Annotated in this window: 13 protein-coding genes; 3 read left to right on the forward strand and 10 right to left on the reverse strand. The window is 67.4% G+C overall.

Going from position 1 to position 15,161, the window contains the following annotated elements; all coding sequences use genetic code 11:
- Positions 1–337: 337 nt before the first annotated feature.
- Entirely contained in the window at positions 338–1,297 is a 960-nt protein-coding gene (locus tag IU452_RS07235; RefSeq protein ID WP_195108094.1) for a M64 family metallopeptidase, read from the forward strand.
- A gap of 161 nt (positions 1,298–1,458) precedes the next feature.
- The gene (locus IU452_RS07240) at positions 1,459–1,989 is read left to right on the forward strand and encodes a DUF4142 domain-containing protein (protein ID WP_195108095.1); all 531 of its coding nucleotides are present in this window, start codon (positions 1,459–1,461) and stop codon (positions 1,987–1,989) included.
- A 27-nt stretch (positions 1,990–2,016) separates the two neighbouring features.
- Here IU452_RS07240 and IU452_RS07245 read toward each other — a convergent pair whose 3' ends face one another.
- Together IU452_RS07245 and IU452_RS07250 are read right to left on the reverse strand one after the other, a co-directional pair.
- A complete protein-coding gene (locus tag IU452_RS07245; RefSeq protein ID WP_195108096.1) occupies positions 2,017–2,970 on the reverse strand; it encodes a lipase family alpha/beta hydrolase in 954 nt (317 codons plus the stop codon).
- Positions 2,971–3,043: 73 nt separating this feature from the next.
- A complete protein-coding gene (locus IU452_RS07250; RefSeq protein WP_195108097.1) occupies positions 3,044–3,475 on the reverse strand; it encodes a VOC family protein in 432 nt (143 codons plus the stop codon).
- Positions 3,476–3,837: 362 nt separating this feature from the next.
- Here IU452_RS07250 and IU452_RS07255 point away from each other — a divergent pair, with 362 nt between their 5' ends.
- Positions 3,838–5,349: a M1 family metallopeptidase gene (locus IU452_RS07255; protein WP_195108098.1), complete on the forward strand. Its 1,512-nt coding sequence runs from the start codon at positions 3,838–3,840 to the stop codon at positions 5,347–5,349.
- A gap of 57 nt (positions 5,350–5,406) precedes the next feature.
- Here IU452_RS07255 and IU452_RS07260 read toward each other — a convergent pair whose 3' ends face one another.
- Genes IU452_RS07260 through IU452_RS07295 form a run of 8 tightly spaced genes read right to left on the reverse strand, consistent with a single transcriptional unit; the run spans position 5,407 to position 15,156 of the window.
- On the reverse strand, positions 5,407–6,528 hold the full coding sequence (locus IU452_RS07260; RefSeq protein WP_195108099.1) for a hypothetical protein: 1,122 nt from the start codon (positions 6,526–6,528) through the stop codon (positions 5,407–5,409).
- Between the two features lie 37 nt (positions 6,529–6,565).
- Positions 6,566–7,153 carry a hypothetical protein gene (locus IU452_RS07265; protein WP_195108100.1) on the reverse strand — a complete coding sequence of 196 codons (588 nt, stop codon included), beginning with the start codon at positions 7,151–7,153 and terminating at the stop codon, positions 6,566–6,568.
- A gap of 3 nt (positions 7,154–7,156) precedes the next feature.
- A complete protein-coding gene (locus IU452_RS07270; RefSeq protein WP_195108101.1) occupies positions 7,157–11,107 on the reverse strand; it encodes a LamG-like jellyroll fold domain-containing protein in 3,951 nt (1,316 codons plus the stop codon).
- A complete protein-coding gene (locus IU452_RS07275) occupies positions 11,104–12,411 on the reverse strand; it encodes a baseplate J/gp47 family protein (protein ID WP_195108102.1) in 1,308 nt (435 codons plus the stop codon). Before IU452_RS07275 ends, IU452_RS07270 begins: the two co-directional genes overlap by 4 nt.
- Entirely contained in the window at positions 12,408–12,803 is a 396-nt protein-coding gene (locus IU452_RS07280) for a DUF2634 domain-containing protein (protein WP_195108103.1), read from the reverse strand. Before IU452_RS07280 ends, IU452_RS07275 begins: the two co-directional genes overlap by 4 nt.
- A 9-nt stretch (positions 12,804–12,812) precedes the next feature.
- Positions 12,813–13,130, reverse strand: coding sequence for a hypothetical protein (locus IU452_RS07285; RefSeq protein WP_195108104.1), 318 nt, complete (start codon positions 13,128–13,130; stop codon positions 12,813–12,815).
- Positions 13,130–14,785 (reverse strand): hypothetical protein, encoded by a 1,656-nt coding sequence (locus IU452_RS07290; protein ID WP_195108105.1) that lies wholly within the window; start codon positions 14,783–14,785, stop codon positions 13,130–13,132. Before IU452_RS07290 ends, IU452_RS07285 begins: the two co-directional genes overlap by 1 nt.
- Positions 14,773–15,156: a hypothetical protein gene (locus IU452_RS07295; protein ID WP_195108106.1), complete on the reverse strand. Its 384-nt coding sequence runs from the start codon at positions 15,154–15,156 to the stop codon at positions 14,773–14,775. The genes IU452_RS07290 and IU452_RS07295 overlap by 13 nt, the downstream gene beginning before the upstream one ends.
- Positions 15,157–15,161 lie beyond the last annotated feature (5 nt).

Raw genomic sequence — 15,161 nt, forward strand, 5'->3', positions numbered from 1 at the left:
CGAAACCCCCACGGGCTCAAGGGAATTGCCTCGTACTTCATGCTAGAGGGGCGGGGGACCGGATGGTCCGGATCGAGGGAACGCGATGAGTTCACCCCGATGGACAAACCGCTTCCGCCACCAACACCGTTCGAAAACCCCTATACGAGAAGGGGACTCACCGAAGTAGGCACCCCCTACCCCTGACGGACGGAGGCTGCGTCGACTACGATGATGGCGCGTACCGCATAGGGAATGCCCTGGCCAGCAACGGCTTTCGTCGGCATGGCATTCCCGGCGCCTCTGCACCGCCGTCCGGTACGAATTCGCGAACCACCACCACCCCTGGAGCTTCGCCATGTCTTTGTCACGACGCCTGTTCACCATCGTTCTCGGCACAGCCACCATCGCCGGACTGTCCGCGGCCACCGGATCGGCCGCCCCGACCGAAGAGCGGGAAGTGTTCTCGCCCGACGGCACCATCAGCCGCGTTGTCATACCCGTCCCCGATCAACCCCCGGCACCGCGCTCGGCCGTGCAGGCCGACGTCATACCGATCCAGCAAACCGGGCCCTCCGACAAGCGATTCGATCTCGTCTTCGTCGGTGACGGCTACACCCAGGGTCAGCTGGGCACCTACAAGGAGCATGCGATCAACCGGTGGAACGAGATCGTCCAGATCGAACCGTTCAAATCGAAGAAGAACTCCTTCAATGTCTGGGCGGTCAACGTGGTGTCGCGGGAGTCCGGTGTCGACAACGATCCGCGCGGCACGTATCGGGACACCGCCCTGGACATGACGTTCTGGTGTGGCGGCACCGAGCGCCTGTTGTGTGTCAACGAGACCAAGGCGATCCAGTACGCCGGGCTCGCCCCCGAGGCCGACCAGGTCGTCGCGCTGGCCAACACCACGAAGTACGGCGGCGCGGGCGGGCGGGTCGCGACATCGTCCGGCGGCAACGCCCAGGCCGGACAGATCGTGCTGCACGAACTCGGGCACTCCGTCGCAGGCCTGGCCGACGAATACGACTACCCCAACGACCGCTACACCGGGCGTGAGCCGCGCGAGGTCAACGCGTCGACCTACACCGCCGCACAGATGCGACAAAACCAGGCCAAGTGGTACAAGTATCTGGGCAAACAGTCCCCGGACGGCGGTGTGGTCGACACCTACGAGGGCGCGGTCTACCACAAGCGCGGCGTATACCGTCCCACCCAGAACTCGCTGATGCGCTCACTGGGCCGCCAGTTCAACCTGATCGGACTGGACCAGATGACGGCCGCGATCGATCGCAAGGCCCCGCCCACTCAGCCCTGATTCGTGGCGTCGACCAATTTTCGAACCGTTCTATCGGTCGACCGCACAACCAAATGAACTCTGCTGGAAAAACTTTCGATGCCCCGGCGTTTCGCGCATGATGCCGTCGCGCCGGGGTAGTGCGCAAACGGGGTTCGCGGCGAGACGGCAAGGAGAGGGATATGCGGTCCTTACAACGTGGTGCGCTCGCGGCAGCGGCGGCGATTGCGCTGACGACTGCGATAGGTAGTTCGGCGTCGGCGGAGCCCGCGGCTCTGTCGAACCAGGATCGGACGTATCTGGTCGTCTCCCATCAGGGTCACCTGTCGGAGATGTTGTCGGGTACGCGCGCGGCGCTGTCCCCGCAGGGGGTGTGCCAAGACGTCCGGCAGATCGGCCAGATGCTCGTGGTGGACCATGCCCGGCTCGACGCGATGGGCGGTGCCGTCGCGGTGATGAACGGTGTGGTGCCGCCGTTGACGCCCAATCCGGACCAGATCCAGCAGCTGCTCAGCACCGGGATGAAGACCGGACGCGATTTCGACAGGTCCTGGCTGCAGATGCAGCAGCGCTTCCACTCCGAGGCGTTGGCGGCCGGTCGGCAGCAGATCGCCGCGGGCAGCTCCGAACAGGTGAAGATGCTGGCTCGCGACGCCGAGCCCATCATCACCCACCACTTGGAGATGGTGAACAACGCACTGACCCGCTGCTGAAGCGACGAGCGAAACCCGTTGCGCCCGTCAGCTGTTCGCCGGAGTGGTGGTGCAGCTCGGGCGCACGGCGTCGTCCGGGTCCAGCGCGTCGAGGACGAGCTGGGCGGCGACGGGGTCGTAGGTCAGCAGGATGTGGTCGGACAGGTCGCCGGGGCAGTAGTCCTGGACCAGGAGGTTGACGGCGTTCGGTGCCTGCAGGTATCCGCTGGTGTAGGGGAGTACGACCTCGTCGTGGCGGGTCATGATGTTCGTATAGGCGACACCGGGAACGGCCGCGCCACCGTCGGTCAGGGTGCCGAGGAACTGTGATCCGTGCTGGATCTGCAGGCAGGCGGCGCAGATCGGGTCGACGAGGGCGTTCAGCGTCGGCGTCAGCCCCAGTTCCGCGGCCAGCCGCGTCACCCCGGCCGCGATCCCGAGGGAGTTGGTGCCCGCCCACCCGGGTCCGAGCGAGACGAGACGAGAGACCTTGTCCGCGCCGCCGAGGAACTTGACGTAATACCCGGCCACCAGATTCCCCTCCGAATGGTCGACGATATCGGCCTCGCGGGCACCGGTCGCGGTCAGCACCCGGTCCACGAAGGTCCCCAGCTCGTGCGCGCTCTGCTCGATCGGGGTCAGCCCACCGACAGCGTGCAGGGGGGCGGGCAGACCCGCGAGCGTGCCGTAGTTGAGCGCGAACACGCAGTAGTCGTTGTTGGCCAGCAGCGGGGCCAGCGCCTGCCAATCCAGCTGTGGGGTCTCGGGCCCGCCGTGCACCAGCACCACGGGATTCGGGTGGCGGGGCCCGGGCGTGCAGGTCCAGTCGTTGGCGCCGATCGGCGCGGCGCCGGGGTGCTGCAGTTCGGCGGCCACCGCATCGGCCAAGCGGTACGAGACCGGGTAGTGCGGCCGGTTCGGTTGAGCGCTCGCGGGCGACACGGTGAATGCAGCACCGAGCAGTACGGCGAGGGCCACCGTGACGACGCGAGCGAGGCGCATCGTCCCAGCATGAGCCCTTCTAAACCGACCGTCCAGTCAACTGCTTGTCGTCTTGCTCACGCCGTCGGCGACCTCAGGTGGCGAAAACCTGGGAGTCGTCGGCGAATGCCTTGAATTCCAGCGCGTTACCCGCGGGATCGAGCAGGAACATCGTCCACTGCTCACCGGCCTGCCCCTCGAACCGCACATACGGCTCGATCACGAACCGCGTGCCCGCGGCCCGCAGCCGCTCGGCGAGCTCATGGAACCGCGGGATCGTCAGGATCAGGCCGAAGTGCGGAACCGGGACGTCATGGCCGTCGACGGGGTTGTGGATCCGCTGCGGCCGTTCCGGCGCCAGATGGGTGACGAATTGGTGGCCGTGCAGATTCCAGTCCACCCAGGTGTCCGCGCTGCGTCCCTGGGTCAAGCCGAGCACCTCGCCGTAGAAATGACGGGCGGCGTCCAGATCGTCGACCGGCATGGCCAGGTGGAATCGCGGAATCGGGGAGTCGAGAACGGTCATGGTGACAACCTATTGCCCGGCGGCCCCGATAGGGGTATGGCGCGCCCATGCGATCGGATTTCCCAGCTGCACAATGCTTCTCGCGACTGCGCCCGGTGTTCTCTTCCGCGTGGAAATTTGTTCACCACGGTTCTCGCCCACCGCTGTGCGGCTGGTGGGATCGTTATAGGGGCCACGGTGCGTTCGTCGCCGAGTTGGCTTGTAGCGCAGGCGGTTCCGGAGACGGCTGGGAGATGACGTGCCGTGCACGATTGCGCTCGCGCTCGAATATCCAACCAAGGGGGCTGTGTCCCATGCGTATCTCTCGAAGAAATTCTCCGAGTATCCCTTCCAATGCTGCAGCGAGGTCGCGGCGGCGTCGAATGATGCTGCCCGCTTTGGCTCTTGCGGCGTCCCTGGCGGCGACACCGGCGGCCGTCGCGGACGAAGAGCCGCCACCCGGCCCGGACAACGGTTCGTCCTCCGGCTCCATCGCACCGCCCTCGCCCGGCTCCGACGGGCTCGGTGATCCGTACTATCCGAAGGACGGCAACGGCGGCTACGACGCCCTCAACTACGACGTCGCCATCGACTACGACCCGCCGAGCCACCGCCTGTCGGGGAAGACCACCGTCACGGCGAACGCCACCCAGAATCTCTCGTCGTTCAATCTCGACTTCGCCGGTCCTCCGGTGCAATCGGTCTCCGTCAACGGTCAACCCGCCCGCTTCCAGAAGGCCGGTGAGCACGAGCTCGTCGTGACCCCGGCGGCGCCACTGCCGCTCGGACAACCCTTCACGGCGATCGTCGAATACAACGGCATCGCAGCCGACACCAAGGGTAACGGGTGGACCTATTCGACGAGCGGGGGAGCCTTCGCCCTGGGCGAACCGCATTCGGCATCGACGTGGTACCCGCTCAACGACACACCGCTGGACAAGGTCACCTTCACCCTGCGCGCGACCGTGCCCACGGGCTGGGGTGTGGTGTCCAACGGGATCCAAACCTCCGACCAGCCCGCCGGATCCGGTAAGCACACCGTGACCTGGGAGACGAAGAGCCCGATCATCGGCTATCTGACCACGGTCGCCATCGACAAGTTCACCCAACTGAGCCAGAAGCGGCCCAACGGAACACCTTTGGAGAGCTACTTCGCGCCGGACGCCGAACAGAAGAAGTCCCTCGAGAAGCGGCTCCCGCAGATCCTCGACTTCGCCGAAAAGCTGTACGGCCCGTATCCGTTCGAGTCCGGCGGTGGCATCTATGTCACCACCGACCTGCCGTTCTCGCTCGAGATCCAGACGCGCCCGATCTATGCGCCGTGGACGGATCTGAACACGGTGATCCACGAGAACGCCCATCAGTGGTGGGGCGATTCGATGTCGATCAAGCAGTGGAAGGACATCTGCCTCAACGAATGCTTCGCCAGCTACACCGCCGACTTCCTGTGGCCCGAGCGGATCGGCAACCAGAACGCCGATCGCATCTATTACCGGGCGCTCGCCCGCGCCGACCAGCGCAACGTGTGGGCGACACCGCTGTACGACCCCGGCCGGGGCAACGAGTTCACCACCGTCTACTCCCGGGGCCCGCTGTTCCTGCATGCCCTGCGCCGCAACATCGGCGATGAGGCATTCTTCACCGCCATCCGCGATTTCGTGCAGGGTCACAAGAACGGCAACGCCTCGATCCCGGAGTTCCGCCAGTTCGTCCAGTCCCGCACCACCAAGGATCTGACCGGGTTCTTCGACGCCTGGCTCAACGGAAAGAAGCGTCCGGCCGACGAATACCTGTACCCGGGCCCGCTGGCGGGGCTCACCCTGCTGCCCGAGATGCGGACTCCGGAGTCCGACGAGTGGGCGAATTGGCCACTCGGGCAAGGTGATAGGCGATGACATAGGGAGCTTGGCGCCCTCCGGATCGCCGGAGGGCGCCTATCCCGGATTGTGCTGTCAGTGCTCCGGGGAGGTCACGGCGACGACCATGCGCGCGGCGCCGTACACCTTCTCGGTGTTCTCATCGACGGTGACGATGTCGAATGCGACCATATCGCCGGGCTTTTCGCCCTCGATCGGTTCGACCGTGATGGTCAGCCACACCTGTTCGCCGGGCTGCAGGCACACGCCCACCTCGTGGCTGGGGTCGCCATTGTCGTCGATGCTGACATTGTCGAGCGGATCGGTCGGGCAGTGGCACTCGGACAGGCCGAGCGCGGCCGCGAAACGCACGGTCTCCTCCGAGCCCGGTTCCAGTCGCACCGGCCGCAGCGCCACCTCCGCCTCCAACGGGCAGCGGTCGGTCGCGGGGACCTCGAGCAGCACCTTGCGGACCAGCGTCTGGCCCGGGTTGCGATTGGTGATCATCAGGTTGCGCTGCCCGTGGTGGGTGTCGACGGTCGGCGAGATGTAGATGGCGGCAGGCCGATCGCTCAGCGGTTTGCCGTCTTTCGGATAGGTGGCTGCCGTATCCACCAGATGGATCACCCCGCCTCCGCCGCCGATCACACCACCACCCTCGGAGTACACGTTGGCCCCGAGGCAGACGTGTCCGTTGTTGTACTGCGAGATATCGTCGGCATGCGGCACCCAGAAATCGTCGCTTTGCACCACGATCCAGCCGCCCTGCTGGACAACTGCCCTGTTGGAGCCCTCGAAGGTGGGATTTCCATAGTTCAGTACTCCGCCCGGATCCGTGCGTCTCGCGATGGCGCTGTCGGGACCCACCCCACCCACCGAATAGTTCGCCACCCAGCCCTCCAGACGCAGGCCACGCACCGGCAGAGCATCACCCTTCGGCTCGGCCACGTAATCACCGCGGTTCCATACCCTGACCATGAGGTAGTAGGGATTGGTGAAGATGGTCGGGTCGCTGACGTCGACGCTGCCGTCCCACTGTCGCTTCTGGTCATCCCAGGTCTCGGGCAGCATGAAGTCCGCGGTTTCCTCGTTTCGTACCAACCGGATGTTCGGGCTGGACCAGAAGTCGATCCCGGTGCCCAGCGGTCGCCCGGTTCCCTGATCGCCCGCAACGTACGGGATGACCAATCTGCCGTCGGTGCGATTGACATCTGCCATTTTCTGTCCCTCTTTCTCTAGGTGCGCGCCGACGGAATCAGCCGGTCACACAGACGATCTGGAAGCCGTTGATCTGCACGATGTCGGTTCCGGCGGCACTGCTCAGCCGGGCGGAGATGAAATAGGTGAAGGCCGGATCCAGCACCTCGGTGCCGGCGGCGGGTCCCGCTGACAGGTCGAATACGCCGCCCGGTTCGGTGTGCACTCCGAAGATCTGTGCCACCGCATCACGACTGGAGCCGTCCAGGTTCTGCCGGAACAGTTCCATCTGCAGGGTGCCTTGCCCGGTGTTGGATCCGATCACGCGAAACTTTCTGATCTGACCGGTATTCGGCAGTGGGGCGGTCATGAGCCCGCTGGCGCCGCCTGCGCCGCTGCGTTTCTGGGCGTAGCCCAGCTTGTGATCCCATCCATCGTTCCCGGATTGGGTCAACTGCGGTGCCAAGTTGATCGTCCGCTCCTTGGGCACCCCCGACGCAACAGCATTCAGCGCCGCGGCAATGGCGTCGAGGTCGACCTGCAGCGCCTGGAAGCGCACATTGAAACCGTTGTCACCGCCGGCGGTGACCCGGTCGACGGAGTCGACCCAGTTCTTGTGGTTGAAGGTGCGGGTGAAAAGGCCCATGGCTCAGTCCTTCCGGTTGGGGCGCGCGAGCTGGCGCCCACGCAGGCGGTAGCTGGGGTAGGTGTAGGCGGGGAACACGTCGAGCTGACCGGTGTCTCGTTTCAGCTCGAGCACGTGATCGCGAATCACGCTGGTGTCGAATTCGACACCGATCGGGTGTAATTCGTTGAGGACGTTCATGATTCGCTCGTACTGTGCGCGGCGGATCACGACCGGGCGGCCCTGCTGCTCACCCTCGAGCAGGATCGGTGCCAGGCCGATCCGCACGGTGTAGGGCGGATTGCCCTCCGCGCGGGCACGCACCCGAACCTGGACGACGCCGGCCCGCTCGGCGGTGAGCTCGGCCAGTTCGCCGGTGGAGCCGTCCAGATGGGCCGCGGCCTCGTCGTAGGGGGCCACCGACCAGGACAGGGTCCGCCCGCCCGCCGGTGCCAGTGGCCACAGCGCGTCGACCTCGCGCCACCGATCGGTGCGCAGCACGGCGACCGCGTCGCTCTGATCGCGCCCGATCTCGCCGAGCAGGACCGTGAGCACCACCGCTCCGGCGGGCACGACGGCGACCGGTATCCCGGGCACGGTGACGTAACTGTCCGGACCGAGCACCGCTCCCGAGAGGGTCCGGCGCTGGACGAATTTCGAATACCAGGCACCCAGGTAGACGACGCCGGCCGTCTCGTCGACCCGGATCCGCATCACGGCGAGGTCGATGTCGTCGAAGGTTCCGGTCACGGTGCGCTGGGCCGCGTCGAGCACCCACAGCCGCGCCTCGGCGGCGGTGGCGGCGTAGACGCTGGTGCTGCTCACCGCGAGCGCGGTCGGGGTCCCGGGCAGGGTGGGCGCGGCGGCAAACGTGCCGGTGGCGAGATCCACCGCGCGTAGTGTCTTGTCCGTGCAGGCGACCCACGCAGTCGCTCCGGTGGGGTTGAGCGCCAACAGTTTCCCGGTGCTGCCGTTGGGGATCGTCCATCGGGTCACCACGGCACCCGTGGTGGCGTCGACGGTGACGACCTGGGTGGGCAGCAACAGCACCAGCAGCGGTTTGGTGGGATGGCATGCCAGGGCGATCGGGGCTGCGGGCAGCGCGGGCAGGGTGGTGACCACCGGGCTGATGCCGACGGTGACGGCGCTGATGGTCCGGTCGGTGGCGCTGGCCGTGTAGACCGTGCGGCGGTCCGGGCTCACCGCGATGCCGATCGGTGCGGGCCCAACCGTCGCGGTCGCGAGCAGTGTGCCGTCGGTGCTGTCGGAGAACACCACCGTCGAGCTGCCGCTGTTGGCCGTGCAGAGCACCGTGCCCGCCAGGACCGCGTCGATCGGGCTGTCGTGGTGGGGCACCGCGATCGGGACAACGCCTCCCTCGCCCGCCTCGGCCGGCCCGGTGATGGCTATATGGTCGCCCGCCCGCTGCGCGACTCGCACCACCGTGCCGGTGTTGACGACATAGTCGAATCCGGCGCCGTAGGCGGCCAGCGCCAGCGTCGACAGCGACAGGTCCGCGACGGCGGGGGCCAGGGTGAGTGCGCGCCCGACCCGATCCAATCCGGTTCCGTTGGGCTGCCATCCGGAAACCAGGCGGATCTGCGGTGGCCGAGGATAGGTCGCGCGGTAGGAGTTGATGAGCAACCGGCCCAGCAGGACCGCGACATTCGCCTGCATCCGGTTCGAACCGGGTGTATCGATCCGCAGCAGCGGATCGGTGACGGTGACCAGATAATCCGGCACATAGGCGCCATCGTCGGCGGTGCCCGCGACGTCTTCGCTCACCCCGATGGTGCCGTCCGTGCCGATCGACGTCCCGGCCGGAATACCTTGCGGCGCAATGGTGAATCGCCGGGTAGACGTGAAGCTCTTACCCGACCGGCGCACCTCCAGTTGCACGGTGACCTCGCCGGGATGCAGGGCACGCAGCCTGATCCGATGCTCGCTCGGCGAGCCGTCGAATGCCGCCCGACCGGGTCCGGCCTGCAGCAATGTCCACCGCACGATGCTGTCCTGTGCCGGATCGGGGTTGATCGACAACTCGACCGGCGCGTTGTCGACCGCGAGGTCCTTGCCGAACCAGCTGCTGTAGCCGACGATCTCGCACACCCCGGTGTCGGCGACCGACAGGTAGATCTCGCCCGACCGGTAGTGCACCCAGTCGAAACCGGCCCGGTGCGCGAGCGCGGCGACACGGCCGGGTGCGCTCGCATGGCGGACGATCAATGCCCGGCCGGTGGCGCGCAGATCCCGTGCGGCAGGGTCGAATCCGCCGGACACGGTCAAACCGGCGGCCAGCCTCGAGCCCATCAGTTCGACGAGCTTGCGCAGGCGCCGCAGGGTGGGCAGTCGCATTCGCCGGTCCGCCGCGGGAAACAGCGGGGGGCCACCGGCGGGATAGGTGACCAGCCAACCCGGATCGAACAGGTCGTCGGCGACGGTGCCGCACACCTCGGCTTCGGTGCTCCGGCGGCGTCCGCACGCATCGATCGATTCGCCGGGACGCAACTCGACCGGCCGAATCGTGACGGTGTGCGAACCGACCGGCGACCGGACGAAGGCATCGGACACGGTGATCGGGTTCTCGACGTTGTCGATCGGGCCGACGATGGCGTTGAGCGCGCGCTCGATATTCGGCGGTGTGGGCAGGTTCCAGCGGCGGAACAGGGCCAGCCGCTGCCGGTAGCTGCCGTCGTCCTCGCCGAGCACCGGCGCGAACGAAGGACGCGCGACGCCGGAGATGCGGACCTCGTCGATTGTGCCGTAGAAGCCGAGCTCGGTGCCGTCGGCGGTGGTGCCGCCGATACCGAATCCGATGCGCAGCGGGGCCGTGTTGGTCATGGCGCCTAGTTCGGCCGGTCCGGTAGCCACGAGCGTGCCGTCGACATACAGTCGGGCCACCGCGAAATCGCCGTCGACGACGGCCGCGACGTGCTGGAACCGGTCGGTGGCCAACGAGATGTCGGCATACAGTTCGACCGCGGGCGCTGCGCCCGCGCCGTCGGACAGCACCAGTTTCACGTTGCGGTCGAGTCCGTGGAACCGGCCGATGTGCACTCCCCAGCCCGGCTCGGCGAGATCGGCGGGGTCGGCGTGCTTGGAGACGACCGCGCCCGTCCACTTGCCGGGTGCGGGGCGGACGAAGCATTCGGCGGTGAATCCCTGGCCCTCGGGGAGTGCGAAATCCGGGTGGTCGGGGACCGCGATCTCGGCGCGATCGGCCACGAACCCCACGCCGAATCCGAACCGACCGTCCACGCGCACAGCCACATTGGTTCCCGCACCGGGGTGACCGAGCTTGGTGTACAGCGTCATCTCGTCGGCGATCACCCTCGGGTCGGCATCCTCGAGGTGGTAGAGCGCGATCGTGTCGTCGGCGAAGCCGTAGGGCAGCGGCGGGAATCGCGGGATACCCAGATCCGAGCCGATCAGGTCCAGCGACAACCCGCTCGCGCGGGCGACCGAGCGTTCGCCGCGCACCCGATTCGCGTGAGCGGTGAGCTCATCCCGCTCTCCACCCAGCACCCACAGCAGCGCGGCGAGATCACCCAGCAGGACGGTGAACCGGAAGCTGCGCACGACATCGAGTCCGGGCCTGCCCGGCGGGCGATCGACGGTGACGGTGTCCAAAACGGCCTCGGCGGCGTCGGGTCCCAGCGGGATCAGCAACGACGTACCCGCTACGGTCCCTTCGGGAATGGGAAAGGTGAGGGTGCGCGTCTGTGTTCCCGGCAGGTGGTATCCGATGCGCAGGCTGATGTCGGGCGGGATCTCGACCAGGGCGGTGACGAGGAAGCGCGGACGGGGATCGGTGCCGAATCGGGCGCGGTGCTCGCCGAGGTCGTAGGGCTCGAAGGTGCCCCGCGACAGGACCTCGCCGCGGCGCACCGACAGCCGCAGCCGGTCGGCCCCGGCGGCGAACGGGCTGGTGAGCGCGCCGGCCATGCGGTCGAACGCCGTGGGATAGGTGCTCATCGGGCCACCACCCGCACGTCGATCAGGCCGCTGTCCTGCCGGAACTGCGCGATCTCGGTCGGTCCGAGGGTGAGATTCTCACCGACCCCCACTTCGATCGGGTCGGCTTGGAACAGCTCCGCGCCGAAGGTGATTCGCCCCAGCAGCGGCGGAAAGCGGCGCAGCCGCAGATCTTGCACATCCAGGACGCCGGGCTGATCCACCAGCGCGCACATCACCTGCGAATACAGCACGTCGCCGCCGAGCCGCAGGGTGGAGATACTGCGCGAGAGGCGGTCCAGCAGTGCCGCCCGCAGCGAGTTCGCATCCTGTCCCGGATCGATGACGACCGTTGCGCGCAAACCGATCTCGATGTGGTTGGCCTCGATGATGTTGGGGTGGATGCCGACCGGGCGCACCCGGTCGACCTCGGCGCGCACCTGCTCGTAGATGCCGGTGACCGCGCCGGTCGTGCGCCAGGGCCGGGCGAATTCGTGCGCGACCACGACGTCGAAGAAATAGGGTTCGCCGAATTTCCGCTCGCCGCTGAAGGTGCGTTCGCCGAACTTGAACCGGTGGAAGATGCTCTGGGTGACGTCGACACCGCCGAGCGTGTCCGACAGCAGCACATCCAGGACCCCGCGCACGCGCAGCACTGCCGCGCGCACGGCTTGCAGGGTCCACATGTCGCGGGGGAAGCCCAGCTGCCGTGCACGATACGCGGTGTCGTTCTCGAAAAGTTCACCGCCGGTGAATCGCCCGGGGTTGTTGGCCTCGAAGGTCACCGAGTCGGGGAAGTGCAGCTGGGTGCGCAGGTAGTCCGGATCGAGGATCAGCGTCTGTGGCTCGATATTCGACCGCGGCCCGGCCTCGAAGGCGCGGGCGCGCGCGGTCACCGTCGGCGCCTGCGCGGTGAGGGTCACCGGGGCGGTGAGGTGGAAGGTGTTCGGCGGCTGTTGCTCATCCAGCAGCACCGTGCCCTCGGGCAGCAGGTAGCTGCGGCCGGGCAGCGCGCCCTGGATGGTCACCCGGACCTCGCCCTCGGCGAACAGGTAGTTGCGTTCGAGCCCGATGTCCTGGCCGAGCAGGTCCAGGTCGGATCCGGAGGCGGTGGAGGCGAATTGGCTGTAGTAGAGGTCCTCGAGCCGCTGCCACAGCATGGCGTCCTCGTCGGAGGTCACCTGCAGCAGCTTCGTCAGCACGCTGGTGTCGGCCAGATCGGTGTCCGGGCCGAAGGCGGCGATGGCCCGCTGTCGCGCGGATTGCAGGATTTCGGTGAAACCCTTCAGGACGAATCCGTCCTCGGTCACGCCGTATTGCGTCATGCCGGTGCTCCTACGGTGGTCGTCAGCGTGGCCGGTACGCCGTCGCTGGTGATGATCGACACCACGACCTGCCACACCCGGTGGTGGGCATCGAGGCGCGGATCGGTGATCTCGATGTCACGGATCTCCTGCACGCGCGGGTCGGTGCCGAGGGTTCGAACGATGTTGAGGCGCAGCAGGTCCCGCATCTCGCGCGCGCTCACCGGCGTGGTGAACACGGATCGGTAGTCCAGTCCGTACCGGGTGTCGTAGCGGTCCTCGCCGAGCGGCGTCAGCAGCCGCAGTTGCAGGTCCTGGGCCAGGGCGGGTATCCCGGTCACGAGCGCGATGCGCCCGTTCTCGACAACGAGATCGCCTGCGGTGAAACGGATTCCGGTGCTGGTTATGGTCATGGCCTGGTCTCACTTCGCGTCGAGTACGGTTTGGCCCGGCTGTGTGACGAGCAGCTTTCCGCCGGGTGTGATCGCCGCGTCGGCCGTGGCAAGGACGACGCGTTCTCCGCCGACCTGCAGCACCGTCGACAGACCCGCGGTGAACGGCCCGAACTTCGTGCACTTGCCCGGCGGAGTCGACGCGGCGCACGCCTTGAAATCGGCCTGGGCAAAGTCCGATTCGCGCAGCACCGGATGGCCCCCGACCCTCAGCACCGCACTGGAGTTCACCGTGATCGGCCCGTGCCCGCACTGGAGTTGCGCGCCGGTCACCAGCACCGTCGCCATCACCCCACCTCCACCGACGACGCCGCGAGCTTGATGGTGTCGGCGCTCAGGGTGATTTCGCCGCCGCGCAGGGTGATCGACGCCTGGCCGTTGCCGAGGGTGACATCCTTGCCGTCGGTGGTCACGGCCACCGACCCGTCCTCGGCGATGGTGATCGTCGTTGCCTGGGCGTGTGTGATGGTCAGCGCCTGGCCCGTCGGCGGCCGGGGACGCTTGCCGACCTCGGGCAGGATGTCCGTGCCGATCTCGATGCCCAGTCCGACCGCCTGGATCACCCGATGCCCGCCGGCGTCGGTGAGGTCGTTGACGCCCTTGCCGACCGGGCGCGCATCGGCCACCTCGGTAGGCAGGCACAGCCAGTAGTCGCCCGACTCGTTCTCGGGCGGTTGCTGATTCGCCTGGCGCGACCACAGGAATCCCGTCGTGAGCGCATCGTTGACCTCGCCCCCGTTGTGCAGCAGCACCGCGCGCATGCCCGGATACACCGGAACCATCAATCCCGTTCGGTCCCAGGCGAAGACCGAGGCCATCGGCTTGTCGTGCAGGACGACCGTGTCGTCCACCGGATCGTCGACGCTGGACCCGGTGCGGCGCTGCCCGTAGTTCACGGTCGCTCGGTGCCCGCCGTTGTCGCCCGCGCCGGTCGCGTTGTAGGAGGCGATGTCACCGATGTCGACGGCAGGGCGGTCGGCGAGCAGCGAGCGGGTCATCGACACCATGTCGTCGGCGACGGCGTGCACGCCGTCCACCGCGCGCGGCCGGTTCGCCGCGGCGGTGTCGAGCAGCGTCACCTCGCAGGTGTAGCCGTCGTGCAGGCTGAACAGGTGCCGGACCGATTCGGTACGCAGATCGCGGGAGTCGCTGTCCTCCAGCTCGACTCTCGCGCCTATCTGCAGGGTGGGATCGCCGAGTACGGTCAGCCGATAGCGGGTCGTGGTGCCCGGCGGGGCCTGCGGATCCGCGGCGACGCTGTCCCAGCGGCGCTTGGCGACGATGTTGTGCTCGGCGCGGAAACGGGCTGTGATCGCGGCATCGACGGTGCCGAGGACGGCGGCACCGGCACGCACGGCCAGCGGCACATGCGCACGTCTCGCCAGCTCCCCGAGCGCGCTGAGCGCCGTGCCCGCGGCGATGGTGAGATCGGTGTCTTCGCCCTCGACGCCCTGGTGGGAGATGGGCACCGTCGTCTTCTGCTGCAGGTCCTGCAGGATCTCCTCGAAGCTGGATGCGCCCGGCTTGTGATACCGATAGTCCTGTCGCCGCAGCAGATACCCCGCCCGTTCGAACCCTTTGACGCGGGTCAGCAGGCTGCCGTCGGCCGCGACGTCGTTGTGGGTTTCGGTGATCGCGCCGAGCAGCACCGGGTTGCGCTGGGTCGCGGGCTGATCGAAGTAGCCCAGTCGGATCTCGACCAGGATCGGCTGTGCCGATCCGGCCTGGCGGCGGGCGCGTTCGGCGAGGTCCTTGGCGTCGTCCACCGGCAGATCCCACAGCGTGATCTCGAAGGTCGACGGGTGCGGTCCCAGGGTGGCCTCGGTGGTGACGGCCGCATCCATGAGCAGACCACCGGCCAGCACGTCGTTGCTCACCCGCAGGAACGGCGCACCGTCGACGCCGGTGCGGAATGCGAGCTGATACCAGATCACGAAGCCCATCGCAGCGCCACCCCTCCCACCACGGACGAGCCGTGCGCACCGGAACCATTGAGGTTCAGCGGGTGCACGGACAGTTCGGTGAAGACCAGCGCCAGCTCGTGGGCGTGGTACTGCAGATGCGGAACCACCTTGCGGCGGAACAGGATCCGGGTGCCGTCGGACTCGTCGGTGGACACCTCGAGCACCAGGAATGCCCCCGGCGACGGCAGCGGCAGCGGCCGGTCGTGGCGCAGCAGCTGCTCGTCGGTCACGTTGACGTGGGCCGAGAGTGCATAGATGCGTTCGCCCAGTGAGATCCGCACGGCTTGCGGGAATCCCCGGTCGGCGTCGATCGGCAGTGTCAGGTAGGGGTAGCGCAGGGCGGTGGTCATAGGCG

Source organism: Nocardia transvalensis (genome assembly GCF_015477765.1).
GTDB classification, from domain to species: Bacteria; Actinomycetota; Actinomycetes; order Mycobacteriales; family Mycobacteriaceae; genus Nocardia; species Nocardia transvalensis_A.

Excerpts from the sequence above, each read along its gene's own strand:
- IU452_RS07235 (WP_195108094.1), top strand. The coding sequence starts at position 338 with ATGTCTTTGTCACGACGCCTGTTCACCATCGTTCTCGGCACAGCCACC.
- IU452_RS07240 (WP_195108095.1), top strand. The coding sequence starts at position 1,459 with ATGCGGTCCTTACAACGTGGTGCGCTCGCGGCAGCGGCGGCGATTGCG.
- IU452_RS07245 (WP_195108096.1), bottom strand. The coding sequence starts at position 2,970 with ATGCGCCTCGCTCGCGTCGTCACGGTGGCCCTCGCCGTACTGCTCGGT.
- IU452_RS07250 (WP_195108097.1), bottom strand. The coding sequence starts at position 3,475 with ATGACCGTTCTCGACTCCCCGATTCCGCGATTCCACCTGGCCATGCCG.
- IU452_RS07255 (WP_195108098.1), top strand. The coding sequence starts at position 3,838 with ATGATGCTGCCCGCTTTGGCTCTTGCGGCGTCCCTGGCGGCGACACCG.
- IU452_RS07260 (WP_195108099.1), bottom strand. The coding sequence starts at position 6,528 with ATGGCAGATGTCAATCGCACCGACGGCAGATTGGTCATCCCGTACGTT.
- IU452_RS07265 (WP_195108100.1), bottom strand. The coding sequence starts at position 7,153 with ATGGGCCTTTTCACCCGCACCTTCAACCACAAGAACTGGGTCGACTCC.
- IU452_RS07270 (WP_195108101.1), bottom strand. The coding sequence starts at position 11,107 with ATGAGCACCTATCCCACGGCGTTCGACCGCATGGCCGGCGCGCTCACC.
- IU452_RS07275 (WP_195108102.1), bottom strand. The coding sequence starts at position 12,411 with ATGACGCAATACGGCGTGACCGAGGACGGATTCGTCCTGAAGGGTTTC.
- IU452_RS07280 (WP_195108103.1), bottom strand. The coding sequence starts at position 12,803 with ATGACCATAACCAGCACCGGAATCCGTTTCACCGCAGGCGATCTCGTT.
- IU452_RS07285 (WP_195108104.1), bottom strand. The coding sequence starts at position 13,130 with ATGGCGACGGTGCTGGTGACCGGCGCGCAACTCCAGTGCGGGCACGGG.
- IU452_RS07290 (WP_195108105.1), bottom strand. The coding sequence starts at position 14,785 with ATGGGCTTCGTGATCTGGTATCAGCTCGCATTCCGCACCGGCGTCGAC.
- IU452_RS07295 (WP_195108106.1), bottom strand. The coding sequence starts at position 15,156 with ATGACCACCGCCCTGCGCTACCCCTACCTGACACTGCCGATCGACGCC.